General features: G+C 42.1%; 24 protein-coding genes. 14 read left to right on the forward strand and 10 right to left on the reverse strand.

The annotated features are described in order from the left end of the window. Window positions 1-32: 32 nt before the first annotated feature. The 4 genes from cysS (at window position 33) to C5O00_RS01945 (ending at window position 3,277) form a co-directional block, all read left to right on the forward strand. Complete coding sequence (cysS, locus tag C5O00_RS01930) at window positions 33-1,517, forward strand: cysteine--tRNA ligase (RefSeq protein WP_105214431.1); 1,485 nt, start codon at window positions 33-35, stop codon at window positions 1,515-1,517. A gap of 37 nt (window positions 1,518-1,554) precedes the next feature. Beyond that, on the forward strand, window positions 1,555-1,791 hold the full coding sequence (gene yidD / locus C5O00_RS01935) for a membrane protein insertion efficiency factor YidD (protein WP_105214432.1): 237 nt from the start codon (window positions 1,555-1,557) through the stop codon (window positions 1,789-1,791). A 65-nt stretch (window positions 1,792-1,856) separates the two neighbouring features. Further along, window positions 1,857-2,789 (forward strand): prolipoprotein diacylglyceryl transferase, encoded by a 933-nt coding sequence (gene lgt, locus C5O00_RS01940; RefSeq protein WP_105214433.1) that lies wholly within the window; start codon window positions 1,857-1,859, stop codon window positions 2,787-2,789. After that, window positions 2,786-3,277: a DUF192 domain-containing protein gene (locus tag C5O00_RS01945; protein ID WP_105214434.1), complete on the forward strand. Its 492-nt coding sequence runs from the start codon at window positions 2,786-2,788 to the stop codon at window positions 3,275-3,277. Before lgt ends, C5O00_RS01945 begins: the two co-directional genes overlap by 4 nt. A 71-nt stretch (window positions 3,278-3,348) precedes the next feature. Here C5O00_RS01945 and secDF read toward each other — a convergent pair whose 3' ends face one another. The 4 genes from secDF to gyrB form a co-directional block, all read right to left on the reverse strand. Beyond that, on the reverse strand, window positions 3,349-6,366 hold the full coding sequence (secDF, locus tag C5O00_RS01950) for a protein translocase subunit SecDF (RefSeq protein ID WP_105214435.1): 3,018 nt from the start codon (window positions 6,364-6,366) through the stop codon (window positions 3,349-3,351). Window positions 6,367-6,568: 202 nt separating this feature from the next. Beyond that, a complete protein-coding gene (locus tag C5O00_RS01955; RefSeq protein WP_105214436.1) occupies window positions 6,569-7,510 on the reverse strand; it encodes a SecDF P1 head subdomain-containing protein in 942 nt (313 codons plus the stop codon). Window positions 7,511-7,574: 64 nt separating this feature from the next. Next, on the reverse strand, window positions 7,575-8,501 hold the full coding sequence (gene mdh / locus C5O00_RS01960; RefSeq protein ID WP_105214438.1) for a malate dehydrogenase: 927 nt from the start codon (window positions 8,499-8,501) through the stop codon (window positions 7,575-7,577). Window positions 8,502-8,636: 135 nt separating this feature from the next. After that, window positions 8,637-10,577: a DNA topoisomerase (ATP-hydrolyzing) subunit B gene (gyrB, locus tag C5O00_RS01965; RefSeq protein WP_105214440.1), complete on the reverse strand. Its 1,941-nt coding sequence runs from the start codon at window positions 10,575-10,577 to the stop codon at window positions 8,637-8,639. 277 nt (window positions 10,578-10,854) lie between these two features. On the opposite strand from gyrB, the gene C5O00_RS01970 reads away from it, so the two are divergent. After that, the gene (locus C5O00_RS01970; RefSeq protein ID WP_105214442.1) at window positions 10,855-11,397 is read left to right on the forward strand and encodes a DUF2911 domain-containing protein; all 543 of its coding nucleotides are present in this window, start codon (window positions 10,855-10,857) and stop codon (window positions 11,395-11,397) included. A gap of 35 nt (window positions 11,398-11,432) precedes the next feature. Here the strand turns inward: C5O00_RS01970 and C5O00_RS01975 are convergent, their stop codons facing one another. Both C5O00_RS01975 and C5O00_RS01980 read right to left on the reverse strand, forming a co-directional pair. Further along, the gene (locus C5O00_RS01975) at window positions 11,433-12,062 is read right to left on the reverse strand and encodes a 7-carboxy-7-deazaguanine synthase QueE (protein WP_105214444.1); all 630 of its coding nucleotides are present in this window, start codon (window positions 12,060-12,062) and stop codon (window positions 11,433-11,435) included. A 49-nt stretch (window positions 12,063-12,111) separates the two neighbouring features. Beyond that, window positions 12,112-12,624: a RidA family protein gene (locus C5O00_RS01980; protein WP_105214446.1), complete on the reverse strand. Its 513-nt coding sequence runs from the start codon at window positions 12,622-12,624 to the stop codon at window positions 12,112-12,114. Between the two features lie 80 nt (window positions 12,625-12,704). Between C5O00_RS01980 and C5O00_RS01985 the strand changes: the two genes are divergently transcribed. From C5O00_RS01985 to C5O00_RS02010, 6 genes are all read left to right on the forward strand, one after another. Continuing rightward, entirely contained in the window at window positions 12,705-14,237 is a 1,533-nt protein-coding gene (locus C5O00_RS01985; protein ID WP_105214448.1) for a helicase HerA-like domain-containing protein, read from the forward strand. Window positions 14,238-14,274: 37 nt separating this feature from the next. Further along, complete coding sequence (locus C5O00_RS01990; protein WP_105214450.1) at window positions 14,275-14,865, forward strand: hypothetical protein; 591 nt, start codon at window positions 14,275-14,277, stop codon at window positions 14,863-14,865. A 55-nt stretch (window positions 14,866-14,920) separates the two neighbouring features. Further along, complete coding sequence (locus C5O00_RS01995; protein ID WP_158676756.1) at window positions 14,921-15,784, forward strand: LytR/AlgR family response regulator transcription factor; 864 nt, start codon at window positions 14,921-14,923, stop codon at window positions 15,782-15,784. 183 nt (window positions 15,785-15,967) lie between these two features. After that, the gene (locus C5O00_RS02000; protein ID WP_105214454.1) at window positions 15,968-16,912 is read left to right on the forward strand and encodes a YybH family protein; all 945 of its coding nucleotides are present in this window, start codon (window positions 15,968-15,970) and stop codon (window positions 16,910-16,912) included. A gap of 56 nt (window positions 16,913-16,968) precedes the next feature. Beyond that, window positions 16,969-18,600, forward strand: a complete 1,632-nt coding sequence (locus tag C5O00_RS02005) for a class I SAM-dependent methyltransferase (protein ID WP_105214456.1) — start codon at window positions 16,969-16,971, stop codon at window positions 18,598-18,600. Beyond that, window positions 18,590-19,015, forward strand: a complete 426-nt coding sequence (locus C5O00_RS02010) for a VOC family protein (RefSeq protein ID WP_105214458.1) — start codon at window positions 18,590-18,592, stop codon at window positions 19,013-19,015. Before C5O00_RS02005 ends, C5O00_RS02010 begins: the two co-directional genes overlap by 11 nt. Before the next feature lie 11 nt (window positions 19,016-19,026). On the opposite strand, the gene C5O00_RS02015 is transcribed toward C5O00_RS02010, so the two are convergent. Further along, on the reverse strand, window positions 19,027-19,299 hold the full coding sequence (locus C5O00_RS02015) for a hypothetical protein (RefSeq protein ID WP_105214460.1): 273 nt from the start codon (window positions 19,297-19,299) through the stop codon (window positions 19,027-19,029). A gap of 152 nt (window positions 19,300-19,451) precedes the next feature. Here C5O00_RS02015 and C5O00_RS02020 point away from each other — a divergent pair, with 152 nt between their 5' ends. Continuing rightward, a complete protein-coding gene (locus tag C5O00_RS02020; RefSeq protein ID WP_105214462.1) occupies window positions 19,452-20,474 on the forward strand; it encodes an AI-2E family transporter in 1,023 nt (340 codons plus the stop codon). Window positions 20,475-20,477: 3 nt separating this feature from the next. Here C5O00_RS02020 and folD read toward each other — a convergent pair whose 3' ends face one another. Together folD and ffh are read right to left on the reverse strand one after the other, a co-directional pair. Further along, window positions 20,478-21,356, reverse strand: coding sequence for a bifunctional methylenetetrahydrofolate dehydrogenase/methenyltetrahydrofolate cyclohydrolase FolD (gene folD, locus C5O00_RS02025; protein ID WP_105214464.1), 879 nt, complete (start codon window positions 21,354-21,356; stop codon window positions 20,478-20,480). Window positions 21,357-21,374: 18 nt separating this feature from the next. Further along, on the reverse strand, window positions 21,375-22,703 hold the full coding sequence (gene ffh / locus C5O00_RS02030) for a signal recognition particle protein (RefSeq protein ID WP_105214466.1): 1,329 nt from the start codon (window positions 22,701-22,703) through the stop codon (window positions 21,375-21,377). A gap of 282 nt (window positions 22,704-22,985) precedes the next feature. Between ffh and C5O00_RS02035 the strand changes: the two genes are divergently transcribed. Beyond that, the gene (locus C5O00_RS02035) at window positions 22,986-23,750 is read left to right on the forward strand and encodes a hypothetical protein (RefSeq protein ID WP_105214468.1); all 765 of its coding nucleotides are present in this window, start codon (window positions 22,986-22,988) and stop codon (window positions 23,748-23,750) included. A 25-nt stretch (window positions 23,751-23,775) separates the two neighbouring features. After that, window positions 23,776-24,309: a nuclear transport factor 2-like protein gene (locus tag C5O00_RS02040; protein ID WP_105214470.1), complete on the forward strand. Its 534-nt coding sequence runs from the start codon at window positions 23,776-23,778 to the stop codon at window positions 24,307-24,309. Between the two features lie 49 nt (window positions 24,310-24,358). Here C5O00_RS02040 and C5O00_RS02045 read toward each other — a convergent pair whose 3' ends face one another. Further along, a complete protein-coding gene (locus C5O00_RS02045; RefSeq protein ID WP_105214472.1) occupies window positions 24,359-25,225 on the reverse strand; it encodes a DUF4349 domain-containing protein in 867 nt (288 codons plus the stop codon). Window positions 25,226-25,337 lie beyond the last annotated feature (112 nt).

Here is a 25,337-nt window from a genome sequence, read left to right on the forward strand (position 1 = left end):
GTAATTTCCAGTTTTAATTGAATGCGATCGAAATGAAGCTATACGAAGAACAGGAATTGTTCATTTACAATTCTCTTTCCAAAAAGAAGGAAAAATTTACTCCAATACATGAAGGTGCTGTGGGAATGTATGTATGCGGACCTACAGTATACAGCAATGTACATATGGGGAATTGCCGGACTTTTCTTTCTTTCGATCTGGTTTTTCGATATCTGAAGCATTTAGGTTATAAGGTAAGATACGTTCGAAATATCACAGATGCCGGCCATCTGGAAAACGACGGTGAGAGCGGAGAAGATCCTATCTTGAAAAAGGCCAGGATCGAACAATTGGAGCCCATGGAAGTGGTGCAGAAGTATTCGGTGGATTTTCATAATGTTATGGCCCGGTTCAACGCCCACCCACCTAGTATTGAACCAACAGCTACTGGGCATATTATTGAACAAATACGAATTGTTGAAAATATAATTGCTGAAGGATACGCCTATGAGATCAACGGCTCGGTGTATTTCGATGTGATGAAGTTCAACACCGATCACCAATATGGTAAGTTAAGCGGAAGGCAGTTGGAAGACATGATCACCAACACCCGTGAACTTGCTTCGCAAAGTGAAAAGAAGAATCCGCAGGATTTTGCATTATGGAAAAAAGCCGAACCCCAGCATATAATGCGCTGGCCGTCTCCCTGGAGTGATGGTTTTCCCGGTTGGCATTTAGAATGTACTGCCATGAGTACCAAATATCTTGGTAATAATTTCGATATTCACGGAGGGGGAATGGACCTGAAATTTCCACACCACGAATGTGAGATCGCACAGGCAGAGGCTTCAAATAAAATAAATCCTGTAAATTACTGGATGCACGCTAACATGCTTACACTTAACGGTAAGAAAATGGCAAAATCCACAGGAAACAACATTTTGCCTAATGAGTTGTTCTCCGGAGAAAATGATGTGTTAAGTAAGGCTTTTGCGCCCACTGTGGCAAAATTTTTTATGTTCCAAGCGCATTACCGCAGTATCCTGGATTTTTCGAACGATGCTCTTGAGGCTTCAGAAAAAGGATATAACAGATTAATGGACGCTTATAGAAGCCTGGAAGGTCTGCCCACTTCAAACAGCAGTTCCTTTAATGTTTCTGAATGGCGACAATCTTGCTATGACGCTATGAACGATGATTTCAATAGCCCCATTCTCATCGCGCAACTTTTCGAGGCTGCTAAACAGATCAATGCATTAAAGGAAGGAAACGCGACCATCACCGAAGCAGATCTGAAGCTACTTGAGGAGACGATGCACGATTTTATCTTCGATGTGCTGGGGTTACTCGATATCGCTTCAGAAGGAAATAGTGAAACAAATAAACTATCGGGAACCATCGACCTTCTTATCGAACTGCGCAATAAGGCAAGAGCCGAAAAGGATTTTGGAACGAGTGACCGTATTAGAGATGAATTACAGGAAATTGGTATTCAGCTTAAGGACGGTAAAGATGGGACGACTTACTCCCTGAATTAAATCTAAATTACTGTTCTACAGTTTAATTTCTAAGGTGATGAAGAAAATTCTAATATATCCTTTTATCTTATTAATACGAGGATATCAACGATTTATATCACCTATTTTTCCATCCAGCTGCCGCTATACCCCTACCTGCTCTCAATACACTGTAGAAGCGTTGGAGCGACACGGACTTTTAAAAGGAGGATGGCTATCTGCCAAAAGGATTATAAGTTGTAATCCATGGGGCGGAAGTGGATACGATCCGGTTCCTGATTCTGAAAAAGAATAAGGAATTATTAACGAGGTTTAGCATTGTCTTTTCTATATTTACACTACATTTTCTAATTCCGAAATATGCACTTCCTGAGTTTTACATGGAACCCGATCGAAGGTATCGACCTTGGGTTTTTCATGATTCGTTTCTATAGTTTATCGTATGTGATTGCCTTTATTGTAGGCTGGTTTATTATGAAACGATTCTTTAAGAATGAAAACATATCCATGGAAAAACTGGATAGTTTATTTATCTATATGGTGGTTGCCATTCTGGTAGGCGCGCGTCTGGGCCATGTAATTTTCTACGAACCTGAGACCATACTCGAGGACCCTCTCTCTGTGATTCTCCCATTTAAGACTGTACCAGAATTCGAATTTACAGGCTTCCGCGGTCTTGCAAGTCACGGTGCTGCGATCGGGATCATCATTGCCTTGATCTACTACAACCGGAAAAAACTAAAATTTCCTGTCTTGTGGATCTTCGACCGAGTGGTCATTACCGTTTCTATAGGCGCAGTATTTGTACGTCTGGGTAATTTTATGAATTCTGAAATCGTTGGTCGTCCGGTAGGTGATTCCCCACTGGGAGTTAGGTTAGTGCGAAATGCAGACGATATGCACCCACAAACTGCGATGAAATTAACAGGCCTGAACGATCCAAACGCTGCTTATAACGCCATTGCAAACGATCCTAAATTTGCAGAAATACTTGAAAGTATTCCATATCGACATGCAACACAATTATACGAAGCCACCGGTTACTTGATCACCTTCCTGATACTTTGGTACATTTATTGGAAAACTTCGAAAAAAGAAAATCTGGGATACATATTTGGTTGGTTTCTTATCCTGCTTTTTTCTACCCGCGTGATCGTGGAGTTCTTTAAGGAAGCACAGGTGGATGAAAGGGCTGAATGGTTCCTCAATACCGGACAATGGTTAAGTATACCCTTTATTATTGTCGGGATATTTATTCTATTACAATCGAAAAATAAGAAATTTACGCCATGAGAAGAATAGTATTGGCAGCGGCTGTTCTTGCCGCTATTCTTACAACGAATAGTTGTAAGAAAACTCAGGAAAAACAATCACTAACTAAAGAAGTAAGTTTTAAGAAGGAGGGTGAGCTATCACTTATGAAAGCCGAAACAGACTCTGTTGTGGCTACTTTGGATATTGAGATCGCAGATGATGCCTACGAAACTGAAACCGGACTGATGTATCGAAAAAGCATGCAGGATGACCGGGGCATGTTGTTTGTTTTTGATGATGAGATACGTCGTTCTTTCTATATGAAAAATACCGAATTCGCGCTGGATATCATTTTTATAAACAGTAAGAATGAGATTGTGAGTATTCAGAAGAATGCCCAACCTCTAGATCAAACTTCATTGCCATCGGAAGCACCAGCCATGTTGGTTTTGGAAGTAAATGCAGGGCTTAGCGATCAATGGACTCTGGAACCCGGCGATAAGATTCGGTGGCGGGTTATCAATTAGCCTGCCTACTAGCAGAAATAAAAAAACCCACTGATTTACAGTGGGTTTTTATTTTATATACATTCGGAAAATTATTTCTTTTCGTTTTCCTCTTCTTCGTCTTTCTTATCACTAAGGTCGATCCCTCGTTTTTTAACCGTATCGAAAAATACCGGTGTTGCAATGAACAGAGATGAGTAAGTACCAACTACCACCCCAACTATAAGCGCGAAGATCAATCCACGGATAGATTCGGCTCCCAGTAAGAAGATGGTTAATAACACTATGAGTGTTGTCATGGAGGTATTTAACGTTCGACTTAACGTACTGTTAAGCGCACTGTTGATTATCTTATTCATTTTCCAGCTACCGTGCTCATTAAAGAATTCACGAATACGGTCGAATACAACCACCGTGTCATTTAACGAGTAACCAATAACTGTTAGAATTGCCGCGATGAACGATTGGTCGATCTCCATATTAAATGGCATGATCTTATAGGTTAGAGAGAAGATCCCTAGTACGATAAGCACATCATGGAATACCGCAGCTACAGCACCTAAACTGAACTGCCATCTTCTAAATCGTAACAATATGTACAGGAACACTACTGCCAGCGAACCTAACACAGCCCAGAACGACGATTTCTTTATATCATCTGCAATGGTTGGACTTACTTTATAGTACTGCATTCGTCCTACCTCCTTACCTTCATCGTCACTAATAAACTGATCGTAGGTCATTCCGGCAGGTAAATTAGGCTGTAGTCCCTCAAATAGCATTCTCTCTATCTCGGTGTCTACTTCTTCCCCTGTATCATCTACCTTATATTTTGTGGTGATCTTTAATTGGTTATCACCCCCGTAAGTCTTTGCTTCTGCACTTCCAAAGGTTGCTACCATGTCGTTTTCGATCTCAGTGGCATTGACATCTTTATCGAATCGAACCGTATAGGTTCTTCCTCCTACGAAATCCACCCCCTGGTTAAGTCCAACTGTAAATAATGAACCTAAACTGGTAAGAATTAATAGTCCCGAAATCACATAGGCGATCTTTCGCTTCTGAAGGAAACTAATATTCACATTTCTGAACAAGTTCTTCGTAAATGAAGTAGAACATGGTAACGGTTTCCCGTTTTTAGTATAACTATCTATAAACAATCTTGTGATGAAGATCGCGGTGAACAGAGACGTTAAAATACCAATAAGTAAGGTAGTGGCAAATCCCTGAATAGGACCTGTCCCGAATACGAGTAGTATCAAGCCGGTAAGTCCTGTTGTTATATTCGCATCAAGGATGGAAGACAAGGCATTGTTGAAACCATCCTTTATCGCATCTTTCTGCGCCTTTCCTTTTGCCAGTTCCTCTCTAATCCGCTCAAAGATAAGTACGTTTGCATCCACCGAAATACCGATGGTCAATACTATACCAGCGATCCCGGGTAATGTGAGTACAGCTCCAATCCCTGCAAGAACCCCAAAGATGAAAAGAATATTCACTACAAGTGCGATGTCGGCAAAAATACCGGCCTTTCCGTAATAGAAAATCATCCACAGCAGTACGAATCCTAAAGCTAGTAGGAAAGAAAGTACACCACTGTCTATGGCTTCCTGACCCAATGTTGGCCCAACATATTCTGCCTGAATGATGTCGGCAGAGGCAGGTAGTTTACCCGCACGAAGTACGTTCGCAAGATCCTGACCTTCATTAATACTGAAATCTCCAGTAATGGAGCTTCGTCCACCGGCAATTGGCCCGCTGCTAACTCCAGGAGCCGAATATACAATGTCATCAAGTACTATGGCAATCTGAGTTCCATTTGAGAATGCTGCGCCGGTCATATCTTCCCAGATCTTAGCACCTTTCCCGTTCATCTGCATATCTACAGAAACACGGCCCGCCTGATCGTAAGACTGCGCGGCATCTGTTACTACTCCTCCACTCAATGGTGGCTCAAGTGTACGATCACGTTTTAGCGCGTAAAGATCCTGGTAGGCAACAGTCTCACCATCTGTAGTTGTTAAGGTCTTTTCAATACCCCATACAAATTTCACAAATCGCAGATCGTTGGGTAACAACTGCACAACCTGAGGATTCTGCAGATACTCCAGTACAATTTCGGTATCTGTGGTACGAACACTCGCGATTTCCGGAGTACCGCTTCTTCCGAAGGAAATAAATTTAGACAGTAAAGGATTGGCTTTAGCCGGATCGGCCTGCTCATCAACCTCTTCACCTCCAATAAGATCCTCGATCCCATCGGTATCTGTGTCTGTAGCTGTAGAGTCCTGAGCCTCTTCTTCTACTTCAGGAGCCAGAACTTCTTTTAGTTTAGCGTCTGCACTAATTAGAAAGTTTTGAAGCTGATCTACCTGATATACTTCCCAAAATTCCAACTGCGCTGTTTGCGTGATAAGGGCTTTGGTTCTTTCGATATCCTTGGCACCAGGTAATTCTACCAGGATACGTCCGGAGTTACCTAATCGCTGTAAATTTGGTTGGGTCACACCAAATTTATCGATACGTTTTCTCAATACTTCGAAGGCAGAAACCATGGCTTCATCCACCTTACGCGTAAGCACGGCTTGTACTTCTTCGTTTGTATCGTCCCGATCTATATCGTCTTCAAGGTTTTTATTGAAAAAGATACTGGTGGAGGCAAGTTTGTTATCTCCCGGGATCGCCTCGAATGCCTTGAAAAAGGATTCGAGATATGTGTCCTGACTATTCTTCTGAAGTTCTTTAGCGTTCTCTAACGCCTGATTGAATGCGGGATCCTTCGAATTGTTCGCCAATCCTCGCAGGATATCTTCTACAGAAACCTGAAGGATCACATTGATACCACCTTTAAGGTCTAGTCCTTTATTAAGTACTTTTTCTTTGGCATCATTATAGCTAAACCCAAGAAAAACCGGGTCGTTGGCAACAGAATCTATATATTTTGTCTCGGCCTCAATACGTTCTTCCGGTTCACTCCCGTCAAACATATTCTTTGCATAAACCTCTGCGTCACCCTCGACTTTATTCGCTATAAATGTAAAAGAAAGCTGGTATAAACTTACCAGTCCAAAGATTATAGCAAATGCGGTAACTAGTCCTTTATTTTGCATTCTATCGGTATTTATATGGTTTTAAAAACGTGCAAATATAGGTTTTCAAAAAGGAAATGACAATTATTTTCTTTTTAAAATCTGAACAAAAACCAAGGGGGAATGCTATGGCCAAGGTTATGGAAAAAGTTAATTATTCACAATAAAACATACTGATTCACAAGTAAATAGAACAATCCGTTCATCGAAGATTATCCAATCACTATTTTATAGGTTCGGAAGAAATCTCCAAAAGCTTCATTTTAGGGATAGCTCCCGAACCGATCAGTACCGCGAGTTCCTGAGCTTCCGCTTCGGTGAAATCGCCCGCTATTTCAGACCTGCCACCTGTTATCGGGCCGGCCACAACCCCGGGGGCTGAATACACAATATCATCTATCACTATAGCGATCTGGGATCCCCGTTCGTAGGCCGATCCCGTCATTTCTGCCCAAATTTCGGCTCCCTCCGCATTAACGGTAATATAGATGGTTGGCTTTCCTATGGCATTATAAGCCAAGGAAGCTTCGGTAACATAGGTTCCGTCAAGGGGTGCAATTCCACTATCAGTATCCACAGCATAAAATGACACCATATTAGAATCCGGGTTAAGCTTACCAGACAGAAATTTCGTATCACCTTTCCCTCTTTCGAGCAAAGCTCTAATTTCCGGCATCTTTAAATATTGGAAGATCTGGGCAGTATCGGAGCGCTTAACTTGAAACATTTCGGCACCGTAATCGAAATTAGGCATGCTGATCCTGGACAAAATTGGATTTTCAACCGATGGATTGTAATTCTCCAGCCACTTATTAGCGGCCCAAACAAAGGGCATCATCTCCTCTGTTTTATAGGTATTATAGAATTCCAGATTAGCAGAGGTGGTTAAAAATTTCTGAACTGCCTCTACTTCGGCGGCAGTTTCGATCACAACTCTTATTTTTTCTTCGGAAACTACTGTTATCTGGTTGATGGGGTTTCCCAGCTTCTGAAATCGTTTTTTCAGCAGATCGATTGCCTCTTGCAGCTCCTTTTCGGAAGGATCAACCCTATCCAACATCAGTATCGCCGTAATTCTTTTATCGGCTTTCTGAGCGGTTAAATTGCACCTGACGAAGGTTAAACTAATCATCAATAAACTAAGCAGTAATAATTTCCGAAGCATATAAATATTTTAAAACAAAAAAGCTGCTAATTAGCAGCTTTTGTAAATATATGAAATACTTAAATTACAATTCGAGCAAGGCGTTTGTCTTGCTAACACCTTCGGCACTTTCTGTCATATGATCCTTTTCCGCCTGGGTTAATTCAATCTCAACGATTTCTTCAATACCATTTCTACCCAAAATAACCGGTACACCAATACACAGATCATTCAGCCCGTATTCACCCTCAAGAAGCGTTGAACAAGGATACATTTTCTTCAGGTCGCAAGCGATTGCCTGAACCAGGCCGGAAACTGCAGCACCTGGCGCGTACCACGCTGATGTACCTAGAAGTTTGGTTAGCGTCGCACCCCCAACCTTGGTATCTTCCATTACCTGGGTCAATCTTTCTTCAGAAATAAATTTTGAAACAGGCACACTATTTCGGGTTGCCAGACGCGTTAGCGGCACCATTCCTTTATCGCTATGGCCACCAATCACCATACCGTCAACATCGCTAATAGGAGCTCCTAAAGCTTCTGCAAGACGATATTTGAAACGTGCGCTATCCAGTGCTCCACCCATCCCTATGATTCGGTTCTTTGGTAAACTGGTTGTTTTATGTACCAGGTAGGTCATAGTATCCATAGGGTTACTTACCACGATCATGATTGTATTTGGAGAGTGTTCGATAAGGCTGGCCGATACTGTTTTTACGATCCCGGCATTGATCCCGATGAGTTCTTCGCGAGTCATTCCCGGCTTCCTGGGTATACCACTAGTGATCACGCAAATATCGCTATTTGCAGTTTTCGAATAGTCGTTCGTGGTTCCTGTTATCTTAGTATCGAATCCATTAAGAGAGGCAGTCTGCATCAGGTCCATCGCCTTTCCTTCGGCGTATCCTTCCTTGATATCGAGTAAAACAACTTCACTTGCAAAGTCTTTGATCGCAATATATTCGGCACAACTTGCACCTACTGCACCTGCTCCAACTACAGTTACTTTCATGTTATAAATATTTTAATTTAATGATTAAATTTTGCGCTGCAAAAATACAATTATCTATTTGATATTCACTTGAGAATCCCTTAAAATATAAAGCCCCGCACAAAGGCAGGGCAATTTGTCTATACGAAGGATTTGCTATGCGTCTATATTTGCGTAAACCGCGTTTTTCTCGATGAATTCTCTACGAGGTGGTACTTCATCTCCCATTAGCATAGAGAACACCCTATCTGCTTCGGTACCATTATCTATGGTTACCTGTCGGAGGGTTCGGTTATCCGGTTTCATAGTGGTTTCCCAAAGCTGTTCGGCATTCATTTCACCAAGACCCTTATAGCGCTGAATGGTGGCACTTCCGCCATATTCTTCGTTCAAAGCGTCCCGTTCCTTATCATTCCATGCATAGGCTTTCTTGGCACCTTTTTTAACAAGATATAAAGGCGGGGTTGCAATATATACGTGCCCCGCTTCGATAAGATCTTTCATATACCGGAAAAAGAACGTAAGGATAAGGGTAGCAATATGACTACCATCCACATCGGCATCACACATGATCACAATCTTGTGATATCGCAGTTTTTCCAGGTTAAGTGCTTTGCTGTCTTCCTCGGTTCCTATGGTCACCCCAAGAGCCGTAAAAATATTACGGATCTCTTCATTTTCAAATACCTTGTGCTGCATAGCCTTCTCAACATTGAGGATCTTTCCACGTAACGGTAATATGGCCTGGAAGTTCCTGTCCCGGCCCTGCTTGGCAGTACCACCTGCCGAATCTCCCTCCACGAGGAATACTTCGCATTTCTCAGGATCCTGTTCAGAACAATCTGATAATTTACCAGGTAAGCCACCACCGCTCATCACGGTTTTTCGCTGTACCATCTCACGAGCTTTTCGCGCTGCATGGCGTGCCTGCGCAGCGAGAATAACCTTTTGTACAATGGTTTTAGCATCGTTTGGATGTTCTTCCAGGTAATTCTCAAGCATTTCTGAAACGGCCTGACTCACCGCCGAAGTAACTTCCCTGTTTCCAAGTTTTGTTTTGGTCTGGCCTTCAAACTGTGGTTCGGCTACTTTTACCGAAACAATAGCTGTAAGTCCCTCACGGAAGTCATCTCCCGCAATATCGAACTTGAGTTTGTCCAGCATCCCGGAATTATCTGCATACTTCTTTAAAGTAGTAGTTAGTCCTCTTCGGAAACCCGAAAGGTGGGTTCCCCCTTCATGGGTGTTGATATTATTTACATAAGAGTGTAAGTTCTCGTTGAAGGAGGTGTTATACACCATCGCAACTTCCACGGGAATATCGTTTTTCTCACCTTCCATGGAGATCACATCTGCGATGAGCGGTTCACGGTTTCCATCCAGATAACGGATAAATTCCTTGAGTCCTTCTTCAGAGTGGAAAGTTTCATGAACAAACTCACCGTCATCATCCTTATTGCGTTTGTCGGTAAGGGTAATTGTAAGGCCTTTGTTCAGGAAGGACAATTCACGTAAACGATTGGATAAGGTATCGTAGTTATATTCCAGGCTTTGCTGAAAGATCTGTGGATCGGGCTTAAAGGTAACCAAAGTCCCACGGTAGTCTGTTTCACCAACCGATTTTACCGGATACAGGGTCTTCCCACGCTCATATTCCTGCTCCCATATCTTTCCATCGCGATACACTGTTGCCTTAAGGCTACCGGACAAGGCGTTAACCACAGAAACACCTACCCCGTGCAATCCTCCCGAAACCTTGTAAGAATCCTTGTCGAACTTCCCTCCGGCCCCTATCTTGGTCATTACCACTTCCAGAGCAGAAACTCCTTCTTTCTTATGCATATCCACCGGAATACCCCGGCCATTGTCTTTTACAGTAATTGAATTATCCTCATTAATCCAGACATCGATGGTATCACAATAACCGGCCATAGCCTCGTCGATGGAATTATCTACAACCTCATACACCAAATGATGCAAACCACGCACGCCTACATCCCCGATATACATAGAGGGGCGCATGCGTACATGCTCCATTCCTTCCAGTGCCTGAATGCTATCCGCACCATATACTTTTATCTCTTTCTCGTCCTTCATATGTTAGGTAATTTTTTCAGATTTTCGATAACAAACAAATATAACAAAACCCCTAATAAAATATAGGGTTTCGGCGTATTTAAGCTGTTAAGTTATTAACAAGTTTTTGTGAAAAAAATTGTCGTTTCAGCACTATATTTTCAGCCTGATTTTATACAGTTGGAAACAACGGCCTGATACCACCAAGTTAAGCCCGTTTTTTAAGTAAACTTTCACACAAATTTATATTTGAAGGGGAAAGTTTTAATGTAACTTTCACCATCTTAAAAACACTATTATGAAACAAAAATTCCTTTTTTTAATTGTATTGGCATTAAGTCTCACCATTTCAGACACTTTATATGCCCAAAAATTCTCCGATCTTGATAAGAGCCCAATGGATGTAGCCGCTTATCCTTCCAGTTACAGAGTATCGGACAAATTGATCAAAATTACCTATAGCCGCCCGCAACTCAAGGGCCGCGAAGTGGCTTCCCTGGCTAAACCGGGTAACGTTTGGCGTACCGGTGCAAACGAAGCTACAGAACTCACCCTGTATACAGATATGAAACTAGGGAACACAACAGTAAAGGCTGGCACTTACACTTTTTATACCATCCCTGGAGAGAATGAGTGGACTGCAATTATTAGCAGCGATCTTAATGTTTGGGGATCCTATTCATATAATGAGGCAAATGATGTCGCCAGAATTACTGTTCCGGCCACTAAGGCCAAAGAAAGCATAGAGGCTTTTGCCATTTCTTTCGAAGAGAGCGACAATGGGGTGGACATGCACCTGGGCTGGGGAACCACCCGTGTAAAGATCCCTTTTACGAAATAGTAGATTTCTTTAGATGAAACATCCTCTGGTAACTATCAGGGGATGTTTAAATATTTATGAGTTTGAAGGGAAACCTTCCATTTGGGATTAGCCATAACATAATCCACAATTAGCGGCATCACCGTATCCCGCTTGCTCCATTCGGGCTGAAGATAAAGCAGGCATTTTTCTGAAACTTTTAGAGCTTGCTCCTCGGCAAAGCGCAGATCATCCCTGTTGTATACAATCACTTTTAATTCGTTGGCCAGGGGATATATCTCATCCACCGGCAACTTGATCTTCTTTGGCGAAAGACAGATCCAATCCCATTTGCCTGTAAGTGGGTAAGCCCCTGAAGTCTCAATATGGACATCTAATCCTTTATCTTTCAAAAGCCTTGTTAACGGCCCCATATCCCAGGTAAGTGGCTCTCCGCCCGTCACGACGATGGTTTTGGAAAACTTTTCGGCATTATCGGCAATTTGACCAACTCCTGTTGGGGGATGAATCGCCGGGTTCCAACTCTCTTTTACATCACACCAGTGACATCCCACATCACATCCTCCTATTCTAATGAAATAAGCTGCTGTTCCCTTGTGATAACCTTCTCCCTGAATGGTGTAAAACTCTTCCATCAACGGGAGCATAAGGCCCTTTTCAACCTGGATTTGTATCTCTTCCTGCATAGGCCGCAAAGATAAGTGTTACAAATTAAGAATTACGCGATCAATATGCTTAAATAGGTTTTTGAACAGCGATAACTTCTATTTCAATTTTAGCTCCTTTAGCCAGTGATTCGGCAGCAAAGGTGGTACGTGCCGGTTTTTGTGGAAAGTACTCCATAAAGATTTTATTAAAGGCTGCGAAATCTTCAATATCATCCAGGATCACCGTCACCTTGACCACATTTTCTATCAACACACCATGCTCGCCCAGCACCAATTTGATATTCTCTATAGCCTGCCGGGTCTCAGCCTCAATACCACCTGGCACGAGTTGGTTAGTAGCAAGGTCCTTCCCTATCTGTCCGGAAAGAAAATACATTTCACCTACTTTAACAATCTTACTAAAAGCCTCTCGCGGATCTGTCCCGGGCTGTGCCGCAGAGAATTCCGGTTCATCGAGGTGATATTCGAATCCCGACGGCAGTACAATTCCGTTGTCCTCGGTATGCGAAGGTGAATCTTCACAGGAAATAGAGAGAACAAATAACAGTAGGGCAAAAATTCTTGAAATAATGGTCTTCATAATCTAAAAATTTAGATTTTAAAGTAAAGAATATTTCAATAGCTTAGGCACAATCGCTATTTTTAACCAAAATTTGAATAATGGCAGATACTCAGGTATTTTTCGATCATATCAATGACGGATACAAGACAAAAGGTGATGCGATCACTCTTGGTGCGGGTATGCTTGATGGCGAAGCAGTAACGAACGCACTCGTTAGAATTCCGCTAAAAACATTAAACAGACACGGACTTATAGCCGGTGCTACGGGAACGGGTAAGACCAAAACCCTCCAGGTACTGGCCGAAAATCTATCAGAGAAAGGAATTCCTGTGCTTCTTATGGATATGAAAGGCGACTTAAGTGGGATCGCGCAGCCAAGTCCGGGACATCCCAAGATCGATGAGCGGCATGCCAAGATCGGCATCCCGTTCGAACCTAAAAAATTTCCTGTAGAGATCCTTACTTTATCTAAACAAAACGGAGTTCGGCTACGAGCCACAGTAAGTGAATTTGGTCCGGTCTTGATCTCCAGGATCCTGGGCGTTTCAGAAACACAGGCTGGAATCATCTCTATTCTGTTTAAATATTGTGACGATAACAAATTACCCTTGCTGGACCTTAAGGATTTTAAGAAAATTCTCCAGTATGCCACCGAAGAAGGCAAGGCAGAGATAGCTAGGGAATACGGCCGTATATCTCCGGCATCCTCTGGAGCTATTTTAAGAAAGATCGTCGAACTTGAACAACAGGGCGGGGATCTCTTTTTCGGAGAAAAATCCTTCGACACAGACGATCTGCTTCGAGTGGATGAAAATGGAATGGGATATATCAATATCGTCCGCCTAACCGATATTCAGGATAGACCTAAATTATTCTCAACCTTTATGTTATGCCTTTTAGCCGAAGTATACAGTACGTTCCCGGAGCAGGGCGATAGTGGAAGGCCGGAACTTGTGATCTTCATAGACGAAGCTCATTTGATATTTAAAGAAGCTAGTGATGCGTTGCTGGACCAGATTGAGAGTATTGTAAAATTAATTCGATCGAAAGGCGTAGGGTTGTATTTTGTAACGCAAAACCCAACCGATGTTCCGGATGCTGTATTGAGTCAGTTAGGTTTAAAGATCCAACATGCGCTGAGAGCATTTACCGCGCGGGATCGAAAGGCAATAAAACTTACAGCCGAGAATTACCCGATCTCGGAATATTATAAAACAGACGAAGTATTAACGTCTCTGGGAATTGGAGAGGCCCTGGTTTCTGCTCTTAATGAAAAAGGGATCCCTACCCCCCTGGCAGCAACCCTGCTACGCGCACCCATGAGCAGGATGGATGTATTAGAAGACGATGAAATAAAGGATCTGCTGGGCGAGTCTAAACTCATTAAGAAGTACAACGAGGAACTGGACCGGGAAAGCGCATACGAATTACTCAACAAAAAGATAGAAACAGCAAATAAGGAAGAAGCCAAAGAAAAGGCTCTAAAAGAACAAAAGGAGGCACAGCGATCCAGCACGGGGCGCAGCAGAACCACCACGAGAAGACGCGGTAAAAGTTCCCTGGAAAAAGTACTCACCAGCCCCACGGTTATACGAAGCGTCCTGGGGATACTCACGAAAATGCTTAAATAAAGATTATAAACTCACAAACAACATAATAAGTAACTCAATGAAAAAAGCACTATTATTTGCGTCCATCGTTGCCGTATTATTAACTCAATGTGGTAAAGAAACAGATCCTTTCTTAATAGGAAACGGAAGTATAGGACAACTCAATAAAAAGACCCAGATGAAACAACTGGATTCGATATTCGCTAACGATTCTATAGTAAAAGTTGGGCAGATCGAAGATGCCCCTGAGACGCAGGGAGAGGTCGAGATCTACGAAAAAGGCGGGAAGAAACTCATGTTACTATCTCCCGAAGATGAAAAAGATCCTAACTCGGTGATCACCAATATCCAGATCTTCGACGAGCGCTATATCACAGATAAAGGCCTGGGTAAAGGAAGTACTTTTGGTGAACTTAAAGCAAACTATGAGATCGCCGCTATCGAGAATGCTATCAATTCGGTTGTGATCTTTATCAAAGACAGCGATGTTTTTATAACCATTGATAAGAAACAATTACCCGAAAACATCCGGTACAATTACAATGCGAAGATTGAAGCTTCGCAAATTCCCGATACCGCCACCTTTAAATATTTTATGGTAGGCTGGGATGCCGATGAAGAGGAAGCGGACACCGCTTCGGAAGAATAGTTTAATTAAGGCCTCTTTTAAAGAGGCTTTTTTGTTATTTTTCAGAATGTTATTCATGAAGTCTATTTCCAATCCCAAACGCAGCCTGGTCATTATCATTCTTTTGTTGATCATGGCTATTGCCTTCGAAACCTTTCAGCAGTTATTTTACATTCGAAAATACGATCTTGCCCAAGGGGTCACATTTTTTGATGTGTTAAAGGCTCAGGCTTATCGATGGATTTTATGGTTACTCCTGGGGCTTTTTCTCTTTCGATATGCTCAGCGACAAAGTATCCGTAAAACTTTCGGTTTTGGTTATTTTCTGAAATACGGCTTGTTCATTATCTTCCTGGTTGCGGTCAACATCGTACTAATATCGATTCTTCAAGTACTGTTACACGATAATACGTTCGAGTTGGTGTTGTTTGTCAACGAATATCTGGTGTTTTTCATTTTTCAGAAGGCACCCATATACATACTAGGATACAGTGCGATCGCCATCATCCTTCATTTTTACTTCCAGAATGAGAAATTGCATATCAAAATGCAGGAACTATCAGAGATCAAGGATGTGAACCTGAAACTTTACAACCAGCTGAAACTAAAGATGGACGATAAAACCTCTATCCTGAATATCAAGATTGGTAACAAACGTAAAATAATTCTGGTGGAAGATATAGTTTGGATTGAAGCAGACGATTATTGCGTTAAGGTTCATTTAAAAGACGGAAAATCGTATACCATGAGAAGTAGTTTAAAGACTTTGGAAGATAAACTGCAACGTCCGTTCATTCGGGTACACCGTAAAGCCATAGTTAATATGAAGATGGCCTCGGAGCTAAGTACTTCTCCTTCTCCCCTTTTACTTCTGAAGAATGAACTTGAAATACCCGTAAGCCGAAGTTACCTGGGAAAGGTTCGAAGTTATATTTCTTGATCTGGCTTTAGCCTTTACAGCACGAAATGTGTTATTCACTGCACTAAATCATCTCCTTTTACTACAACTGCTGCAAAATTAGACCTACTCTCTGCATTTAAGGTTTTCTTGTGAATAATGTAAACTTATGAGATCGTATCTTACAGCTACTTTTAAATAGGGCATTAATCAATCTTTTCAAATATGAAAACTTTTATATATCTCATTCTGTACATCGTTTCTATTTTAATGGCCACAGCCCAGGGGAAATATTCGGCAGATCCTTCAAATCCTTACGGTAAGTTAAACCCTGATACCCCAGAAGAATTAGCAGACTACGCACCTCTCATAGGGACATGCGATTGTGTCTCTACTCTTAGGAATCAGGATGGAAGTTGGGCAGAACCCGAAAATATTGTTTGGAAGTGGAAATATATCATGGACGGTACCGCCGTGCAGGACGAAACCTATAAGCCGGATGGGAGCCATAGTGGAAGTATACGCCAGTATATAGCCGACAGCAGCAAGTGGTATGTACACTACTATTCTAATAAATCCCCTAGTACAAAACTACCTGCCTGGGAAGGTGGTAAAAGAGGTGACAGCATAGTACTGTACAGGGAGCAGAAAGCACCTAACGGAATGGAGGGTTTCTACAGGATTACTTTCAGCAACATAAACGAACTAGGGTATAACTGGTTAGGTGAATGGGTAGACACAGCTGAGACTATACGATACCCCACTTGGAAGATCGATTGCAAGAAACGACTGGCAATTGCTGAAGAAGACAAGATCCGTGAGAATGTAAAGGCTTTTTCGGAGGCATATATGAATGCCGACGCGGCAAAGATCGCAAGCTTTTACACTAGTGATGGGAAGATCTTCCCGGGTAATTCGGATATCGTTTCAGGCAGACCCGAAATAGAAAAAAGGTGGCAATTCGCCGAGGGTGCAAGCAACCTCTTCCATAAAGTCACGCCTGTGGAAATAAGGATACTAAATAACTACGCGTACGATTATGGATACTATGAGGGGAGTATTACCAATAAGGATAAAAAAGTTACCGATTTCAAGGGTAAATACGTGATCGTTTGGCGGAAAGAGAATGGAGACTGGAAAATCTATCTGGATATCTGGAACAGATTATAACTTTATAATTAAATAATACGAAAAGGCATATATTTACATAGCTGAGAACCTGATATATGCTTTCAATTGCCGAAAAATCCTTATATCGCAGTGAACTTTTTCGTCACCTCGATGGAATCGCCTTCGCTCCGGTAGTAACAGCCCTTCACGAAAAAGGTGTATTTGATTATCTACTTGAAAAAAAGGAATGTTCGCTGCAATCTCTATGTGATCATTTCTCTGCCAATGAAGGGTATTTGAACATCGGCCTTAGGATGTTGGCCTCACAGGGCTGGCTGGAATACAATCTCGACAGACATGATAATTTGGTAACGCTGCGTATAAATAACAAAAGCAGTATTGGGTTTTTAATGGCAAATCGCTACGAGGATGTTGTAAATTTTATGAAAATTTCTGCCGAATTTCACCCACGTCATTTCGAACTGGAACAGTTCACTATCCTGAATAGGATCTTTAATAAATATAAGAATGGGGATTACTCCCCCACTTCCGAAGATGAACTGGTACGGGAGGTTGAAATTCAGATAGAAAAACATATTGAAGGAGTACTGGTGGGACCGATCTCTGTATTCCTTGGAATGGATGGAATGTTCCACAAGTACTTCATGGAAGCTTCCTTTAGCGCAGACGAATTTCATGAAGATCCTGTAAGTTTCAGCAAACTCTTGGATTTTTTCACATTTTTGGGCTGGTTCCGAAAAAAGAACGATAACTATCGATTTACAGACAAAGGGTTGTTTTTTGCGAGAAGGTCTACCGCCTATGGGGTTACAGTTTCATATATCCCCACTTTCAGACGAGTGGACGAATTAATGTTTGGGAATGCCCTTATCTTTAAAAGTTCGGTCACTACGGCAACCGAGATCCATGTGGATCGGGAAATGAACGTATGGGGAAGCGGGGGAGCGCATTCGGCTTATTTCAAAAAGATAGACGATATTATTATTTCACTATTCAATAAACCCATTGAAGAACAACCCAAGGGCATCCTGGATATGGGATGCGGCAATGGAGCCTTTCTAATCCATCTTTTCGAAGTTATCGAACAACGAACCCATCGAGGTAGCATGTTAGAGGAGTACCCGCTCTTCCTGGTTGGAGTGGATTTCAACCGTGCAGCGCTAAAAGCAACTCGTGCCAACCTCGTAAAGGCCGATATCTGGGCTAAGGTAATTTGGGGAGACATTGGAGACCCCGAACAGCTAGAGGAAGACATACAATCAAGTTATGATATCAACCTCAACGATCTCCTAAATGTACGCACCTTTCTAGATCACAACAGGCCCTGGACCATGCCCGAAGGATCTGTAGAGGGAGAAACTAGCTTGAGTACAGGTGCGTTCGCATCGGCAGGTGATAGGTTGCCCAACGCTTTGGTGGAACAGAATCTAAAAGAACACTTCGAGAACTGGAAACGGTATATCGGAAAGTTTGGTTTGCTGCTAATAGAGTTGCATACCATCGACCCGAAGATAGCAGCCGCAAATATTGGAAAGACCGCGGCCACTGCCTACGATGCGACCCATGGTTTTAGCGACCAATATATCCTGGAGCTGGATGTTTTCAACCATATCCTGAAAGAAATTGGGCTGTTTTCAGATCCCGCTCATTTTTCTAAATTCCCCAATAACGAATTGGCGACCGTGAGTATTCATTATTTAACTGTAAATGATCAACATGACAACTGAATTAAGACCCTTTCACCTGGCTATTCCTGTAGATGATATTGAAACTAATCGCAGTTTTTATCGTGATGTTCTTGGCTGTAAAGAAGGCCGGAGCAGTGATCACTGGGTGGACTTCGATTTTTACGGCCATCAGCTGGTGATCCATCTTAAGGAACGTTCACCGAAGGAACAACAAAATAATCCTGTGGATGGTAAAGAAGTACCTATTCCTCACTTTGGTGTAGTACTGGATATGCCCACATTCGGTAAGCTTTCGGAATCCCTTCAGAAAAGAAACGTAAAATTTATAATCGAACCTTACGTTCGGTTTGAAGGAGAAACAGGTGAACAAGCCACCATGTTCTTCAAGGACCCCAGTGGAAATGCCCTGGAATTTAAAGCCTTTAAAAACCTAGATCAGCTCTTCGCGAAATAACGATTTCCGGATCAATTACATTCCATATCATCCGGAAACAACGCGCAGTAACATTCGGGATCTGTTTCCAGAGTACACTGTGCTTCACAGGCACCTTCACTATCCCCATGAGCCAGATGGGCCGGCAATGCATTTATACTTATAGTAATAGAATGGGCATTGGTAGGGTTCCCCGGTGGAATATGACAGATAGTGACTTTAGGTCCATCGCTATTATTACGCATTCCTACGGCAGTAACCACACCTATGGATACAAGTGCCGCAATTAAAATAATTCTTCTCATTTTTCATTTAATTAGTTAGATAGAAAAAAGGTACGATTATTACTAATTCGTCAATGAATTTTTAGACCAATTGGATATAAAATCGACGAAAATACCTACAAATTAAAATTGCAATGGGAAATCCCTATCTTTAAAACAAAAAAGAAAGATCTATGACTAAACCTATTCCACAGCACATAATTCAGCAGATCTTTATTCTTCTGCTTATCATTGTAATTGGAGGGCTTATTTTCAGAGAGTTACTTCCGTATTTTTCCGGGGTGTTGGGGGCAATCACCATTTACGTGCTAATGCGGGGCTGGATGCTCTGGCTGGTAAGGAAGGGATGGAATCCCAACCTGGCGGCCTCCTTTCTTATACTTATCTCTTTTGTTGGAATCTTAGTTCCGGTTACCGGGGTGATATTCATGTTAGGCAATAAGATTGGAAACGCAGTGCAAAATTCCGAAAAGGTGGTTCAGGCTCTGAAAGATCAGCTTGCTGCTATGGAAACAAGGTATCACTTCGACCTCGCCTCTCAAATAGATGTTAGCGCGATCTCAAACTGGTTGTCAGACAATTTACAGGCAGTCGCAGGAAGTACGTTCGATATTGTGATCGCGATCGGATTGATGTATTTCATCCTTTTCTATATGTTCACAAACAGGCGCATGGTGAAAAACTCGGTGGGCGAATATATTCCCATTAACAAACCTAATCTGAAAGTTATTGGAAATGAGATTCAGGCGATGGTACGCTCCAATGCCCTGGGAATCCCCCTGGTAGCTTTGGCACAAGGAATTATCGCTTTGATCGGTTTTTTTATCTTCGGAATTCCGGATCCTTTCTTCTGGTTTGTGATCGTAACAATAGGATCTATGATCCCCTTTGTGGGTACACTTATTGGGATCCTTCCGGTCTTTATTCTTGAACTCTCAACCGGAAATAATTTTTCGGCCTGGGGAATACTTTTATACGGTCTTATCGTAGTGGGATCCACAGATAACATCATTCGATTATACGTGCTAAAACGACTGGATAATGTTCACCCGTTGATAACTCTTATTGGTGTAATTGTGGGAGTACCGTTATTTGGTTTTATCGGACTAATATTCGGGCCTTTACTTATTAGTCTTTTTATTGTGATAGTGAATATATACCGCAAAGAATATTTGCCTTCCAAGGCTCAGGATTGAGCATTAATTCATACTGTTTTCTCTTGCGAGTAGCGTATTTTTAAGCAGCATGGCAATGGTCATTGGCCCAACCCCACCGGGTACCGGGGTTATAAAGGAAGATTTCTTGCTCACATTTTCAAAATCCACATCGCCGGTAATCACATATCCTCTTGAATGCGATTGGTCCGGAACACGTGTAATGCCCACATCTATTACTACCACTCCATCCTTCACCATATCGGCTTTTAGAAATTTTGGCACTCCTAGAGCAGAAACGATTATATCTGCGTTTCGTGTAAGTTCGGCCATATCTTTTGTTCGGCTGTGCGCTAGTGTTACCGTACAATCGCCCGGGTAACCTTTGCGACTAAGGAGGATACTCATTGGCCTGCCAACGATATTACTTCTACCTATCACCACGGCATGTTTCCCTTGGGTCTCTACATTATTCCGCTCCAGTAATTCGATAATTCCATAAGGTGTTGCGGCAATAAAGGTTTCCATTCCCAGGGCCATTTTACCAAAGTTCTCCGGGTGAAAACCATCCACATCCTTGTTAGGATCCACGGCCATTAATACTTTTTGTGAATCTATATGTCGAGGCAATGGCAATTGGACAATGTAGCCATCAATATTCTTATCATTGTTTAGTTCATTGATCTTCTTCAACAACTCATCCTCGGTAGTAGACTCCGGCATGTGAACTAGTGTCGATTCGAAACCTACTCGCTCGCAGGCTCGTACTTTACTACCCACATATGTTAAGCTTGCCCCGTCATCCCCAACTAAAACCGCAGCCAGATGTGGCACCTTTTCGCCTTTCGATTTCATAGCATCCACAGCTATCTTTATCTCATCTTTAATATCGCTACTGGCTTTCTTACCGTCGAGGATTGTCATTTGATTCGCTTTAAATTCTTATTTCATTTTATTCATCATCTGCATCATCTTTCTACCTCCGCCACCTTGCATCATCTTCATCATTTTGCTCATTTGATTGAATTGCTTCAATAACTGATTTACTTCCTGAACTGAAGTTCCACTTCCCTTGGCAATACGCTTTTTCCTGTTCCCGTCGATAACGGCGGGAGTGGATCGCTCTTGAGGAGTCATGGAATTGATGATCGCCTCAATACCCTTGAACGCATCGTCGTCTATATCTATATCTTTTATGGCTTTTCCTGCACCTGGGATCATTCCAATAAGGTCCTTCATACTTCCCATCTTCTTCACCTGCTGGATCTGTTTCATGAAATCGTCGAAACCAAATTGGTTCTTTGCTATTTTCTTCTGAAGCTTCCTGGCTTCTTCCTCATCAAATTGCTCTTGTGCACGTTCTACCAGGGAAACAACATCACCCATCCCCAGAATCCTGTCTGCCATACGGGAGGGATGAAAGACATCGATAGCCTCCATTTTTTCGCCGGTCCCTATAAACTTAATGGGTTTATCTACTACGCTTTTAATAGAGATGGCTGCACCTCCACGTGTATCACCGTCCAATTTGGTGAGTACTACCCCTTCGAAGTTAAGTCGGTCGTTAAAGGTCTTCGCCGTATTAACTGCATCCTGCCCTGTCATGGAATCCACCACGAATAAGGTTTCATTAGGTTTGATGGCGGCGTGGATATTAGCGATCTCCGTCATCATTTCCTCGTCCACCGCCAGGCGACCTGCTGTATCGACGATCACAACATTAAATCCATTCTGTTTGGCATGTGCAATTGCCTTTGTGGCAATATCAACGGGATCCATATTCCCTTCCTCCGAATAAACCTCCACCCCGATCTGTTCGCCTACAACATGTAATTGATTTATTGCCGCAGGTCTGTAAACATCACAAGCTACGAGAAGAGGATTTTTAGATTTCTTTGTTTTCAGAAAATTTGCAAGCTTTCCTGAAAAGGTAGTTTTACCACTTCCCTGAAGACCAGACATTAGAATCACACTGGGTGAACCACTTAGATCTATACCAGCGGTATCGCCTCCCATAAGCTCGGTGAGTTCGTCCTTTACGATCTTCACCATGAGCTGTCCCGGTTGCAAGGTGGTCAATACATTTTGACCCAATGCTTTTTCTTTAACGCGATTGGTGAATTCCTTTGCCGTTTTAAAATTCACATCGGCATCCAGTAATGCGCGACGGACTTCCTTCAGAGTTTCGGCTACATTGACTTCCGTAATACTACCGTGCCCTTTTAATACATGTAAGGCCTTATCGAGTTTATCGGTTAAATTATTGAACATTTGCTTGCTTCGGTTTTAAGAATCGCAAAGATACAAATTGAGGAGGTTGTTACAAACTATGGCTCCAGATTATAAACAGATTAAATGAGTGGCAATCCCTTCAGAAAAAATTCTGAAAGAAAATTCATTCAGGTTTAATACCCCTAAATGTTGTACCTTTAATTTATTGTAAATCAATAATTTAAACTTCTCTCCCCATTTTCCATCCTTACTATTGCTGGTAGCATCGATTTTCATATTCAAAGTCGGTGCTGAATTTGTTATTAACTAAACCAATATAAAATGAAAAACAAACACATTATCAACTCGCTTTTAATGTTCTTCGTGTTCACAATGTTCACTGGGATTTCTCAGGAAAAATCAACCCAGATGTACTGGATCCATGAAGATCAGGTAAAACCTTCCATGGTTGGCGAATATGAGGCCGTTTCTAAAGAACTAGTGGCGGCATGCAAAACACATGGTGTGAAAGAAGCCAAATGGCTAACACTCGCCACGAGTAATTTTAACTATATCTATGTGGGTGAGATAGATAAAATGGCCGACCTGGATAAGAATATCTTTGCCGGCCTATCTGAAAAGATGGGGAAAGAAGCGTTCTCCAACCTATTTGCCAGAATGGACAAATGTTATACAGACCACCTGGACTACATCATTACCCTGGACAAAGATCTCTCCTATCAACCATCGGGAATCAATCAAATGCCGGAAGGTAAATACTATCGTAATAATGTACGATACTATGTCACGCCGGAAAACTATGCCAAGGGTTATGAAATTGCCAAGAAATACAAGAAGCTATTTAGTGAGAAAGGATCTAAGATGTATTACCGGGTCTATCGCAGTAGCTTTGGATCGAACGGTACCTTTTTCATGGTCGCTATGGCGGCAGAAAGCCCTGAAGATTACGAGCGCATGTCCGCCGCGAACCGCAAATTACTGGGTGAAGAGGGAGCCAAGTTAAACCAGGAACTTCTGGGTATAATCTCAAAGATGGATGAAATGCAAGGTTGGATGCGTACAGACCTTAGTTACACAGGGAATTAATTAACTAAACAAAACAATAGATCATATGAAAAAATTAGCATTATTAGCAGTGGTGGGCTTGTTACTCTTTGCCTGCAAACAGGGTGAAACGAGATACACACAAAGCTCTCCCGAGATCGATACATTTAAAGCCTTAGTGGATGCTTACGAGGCTGCCGATTGGAAAACCTATACATCAAAGTTTGCCGATACGGCAAAAGTTTATCACAATTCGGATGACAAGGCAATGACCCCGGCCGAAACAGTAGAGACTCATAAGCAAAACACAGCGGCTCTATCGTCTTACGGTTTTGACGATGAAAAGGGCGATATGGAAATGGTGGTAACAGACAAAGGTGAAACCTGGGTTAATTTCTGGGGAGTTTGGAATGCGACCATCGCCTCCAACGGACAGAAATTAATGATCCCCGTTCATGTTACCGCTCAGTTTGTTGATGGTAAAGTAGTAAAGGAATACGGATACTGGGATAACGCTCCATTGATGAAGGCTATGGAAGCAGCAGCGGCTGCTGCCGAAGCGGCTGAAGATGAAACAGATGTAACCGATACTAGTGATTAATTCGGTTTAAATGAAAAAAGCCGCGGTGTATTTCCGCGGCTTTTTTTGTTTATTTCTTCAACCATCTTCTCAATACCAGGATCACAATGATCGCCAGCAGCATAAGTGGCCAAATATGAATAAAGAACAAGACAATGGATTCGATCATTTTCCAGCCGAAGGATAAGGCATCCTTAGCCTTGGCGCCAAAGGTCTTTTTATAAGCAGTTGGTTCCTTAGTATACGCAACAGTCTCGTACAGATCTATCTGAATGGTGCTATAGGCTACCTTATTGGTTAAATATTTAAGCCTCCCCTGAACCGATTCGATCTCTTCCTGCAATACCCGTAGTTTTTCCTCGGTATTTAAAATATCTTCTACTGTTTTCGCATTTTTCCGCAAGATATCTTCATAACGTTTCTTTACCTCAAGCTTCGTTTCCAGTCGACCTTGCAAGTCGATGTACTCTTCGGTAACATCCTTGGTGGTGATGTTCTCATACTCGACAAATTCTACCACATTACCAATGCTGTCCATGATATTATCGAAACTTTCCTGAGGTACTTTGATGGTAAAGCGGTTTTGTTTTTGATACAGGTTGTTCTCGTAACGCAGATCACTTATATAAGCGTTGTACTGCAAGGCGATCTTTCGTATCTGGGCGGTGGCAACCTTTACGTCTTTCACCTTGTATCTAGCCGAAGCCGATTTGATGATCTTTAAGTTATCCGGCGTTTTTATTAAGGTGGCATCCGGTTTAAAGCTTGCGATACCATCTTCTTCCACCTCGATAGCCTCGAATGACTCATTAAGATCTACATCTCCCATTTTAAGTTCCTCACTATAACTTCCTCCCTGCCCACAGCCGTAAAGAAAACCAAATAGTAAAAGGAACATACTTATTTTCCAAACTGATTTAAAACGATTTGTCTTCATAATTTCATATTTTTAATTATTACACGACAAACCTAAAACCAAAGAGCCAAGGCTGATTGCAAACGTCTTGTAAACCAATTGTATTCTATTTTACAATTTTCATTTAACTGAT

It is taken from the genome of Pukyongia salina (assembly GCF_002966125.1).
GTDB lineage: Bacteria > Bacteroidota > Bacteroidia > Flavobacteriales > Flavobacteriaceae > Pukyongia > Pukyongia salina.

Bases quoted from the DNA above. Each gene is read 5' to 3' on its own strand.
- C5O00_RS02040 (WP_105214470.1), top strand. From the start codon at position 23,776: ATGAAAAAATTAGCATTATTAGCAGTGGTGGGCTTGTTACTCTTTGCC.
- C5O00_RS01955 (WP_105214436.1), bottom strand. From the start codon at position 7,510: ATGCTTCGGAAATTATTACTGCTTAGTTTATTGATGATTAGTTTAACC.
- C5O00_RS02000 (WP_105214454.1), top strand. From the start codon at position 15,968: ATGAAAACTTTTATATATCTCATTCTGTACATCGTTTCTATTTTAATG.
- C5O00_RS01945 (WP_105214434.1), top strand. From the start codon at position 2,786: ATGAGAAGAATAGTATTGGCAGCGGCTGTTCTTGCCGCTATTCTTACA.
- folD (WP_105214464.1), bottom strand. From the start codon at position 21,356: ATGACAATCCTCGACGGTAAGAAAGCCAGTAGCGATATTAAAGATGAG.
- C5O00_RS02020 (WP_105214462.1), top strand. From the start codon at position 19,452: ATGACTAAACCTATTCCACAGCACATAATTCAGCAGATCTTTATTCTT.
- cysS (WP_105214431.1), top strand. From the start codon at position 33: ATGAAGCTATACGAAGAACAGGAATTGTTCATTTACAATTCTCTTTCC.
- C5O00_RS01980 (WP_105214446.1), bottom strand. From the start codon at position 12,624: ATGAAGACCATTATTTCAAGAATTTTTGCCCTACTGTTATTTGTTCTC.
- secDF (WP_105214435.1), bottom strand. From the start codon at position 6,366: ATGCAAAATAAAGGACTAGTTACCGCATTTGCTATAATCTTTGGACTG.
- C5O00_RS01990 (WP_105214450.1), top strand. From the start codon at position 14,275: ATGAAAAAAGCACTATTATTTGCGTCCATCGTTGCCGTATTATTAACT.
- C5O00_RS02010 (WP_105214458.1), top strand. From the start codon at position 18,590: ATGACAACTGAATTAAGACCCTTTCACCTGGCTATTCCTGTAGATGAT.
- C5O00_RS01970 (WP_105214442.1), top strand. From the start codon at position 10,855: ATGAAACAAAAATTCCTTTTTTTAATTGTATTGGCATTAAGTCTCACC.
- C5O00_RS02045 (WP_105214472.1), bottom strand. From the start codon at position 25,225: ATGAAGACAAATCGTTTTAAATCAGTTTGGAAAATAAGTATGTTCCTT.
- mdh (WP_105214438.1), bottom strand. From the start codon at position 8,501: ATGAAAGTAACTGTAGTTGGAGCAGGTGCAGTAGGTGCAAGTTGTGCC.
- yidD (WP_105214432.1), top strand. From the start codon at position 1,555: ATGAAGAAAATTCTAATATATCCTTTTATCTTATTAATACGAGGATAT.
- C5O00_RS01995 (WP_158676756.1), top strand. From the start codon at position 14,921: ATGAAGTCTATTTCCAATCCCAAACGCAGCCTGGTCATTATCATTCTT.
- C5O00_RS02005 (WP_105214456.1), top strand. From the start codon at position 16,969: ATGCTTTCAATTGCCGAAAAATCCTTATATCGCAGTGAACTTTTTCGT.
- C5O00_RS02035 (WP_105214468.1), top strand. From the start codon at position 22,986: ATGAAAAACAAACACATTATCAACTCGCTTTTAATGTTCTTCGTGTTC.
- gyrB (WP_105214440.1), bottom strand. From the start codon at position 10,577: ATGAAGGACGAGAAAGAGATAAAAGTATATGGTGCGGATAGCATTCAG.
- ffh (WP_105214466.1), bottom strand. From the start codon at position 22,703: ATGTTCAATAATTTAACCGATAAACTCGATAAGGCCTTACATGTATTA.
- C5O00_RS02015 (WP_105214460.1), bottom strand. From the start codon at position 19,299: ATGAGAAGAATTATTTTAATTGCGGCACTTGTATCCATAGGTGTGGTT.
- lgt (WP_105214433.1), top strand. From the start codon at position 1,857: ATGCACTTCCTGAGTTTTACATGGAACCCGATCGAAGGTATCGACCTT.
- C5O00_RS01975 (WP_105214444.1), bottom strand. From the start codon at position 12,062: ATGCAGGAAGAGATACAAATCCAGGTTGAAAAGGGCCTTATGCTCCCG.
- C5O00_RS01985 (WP_105214448.1), top strand. From the start codon at position 12,705: ATGGCAGATACTCAGGTATTTTTCGATCATATCAATGACGGATACAAG.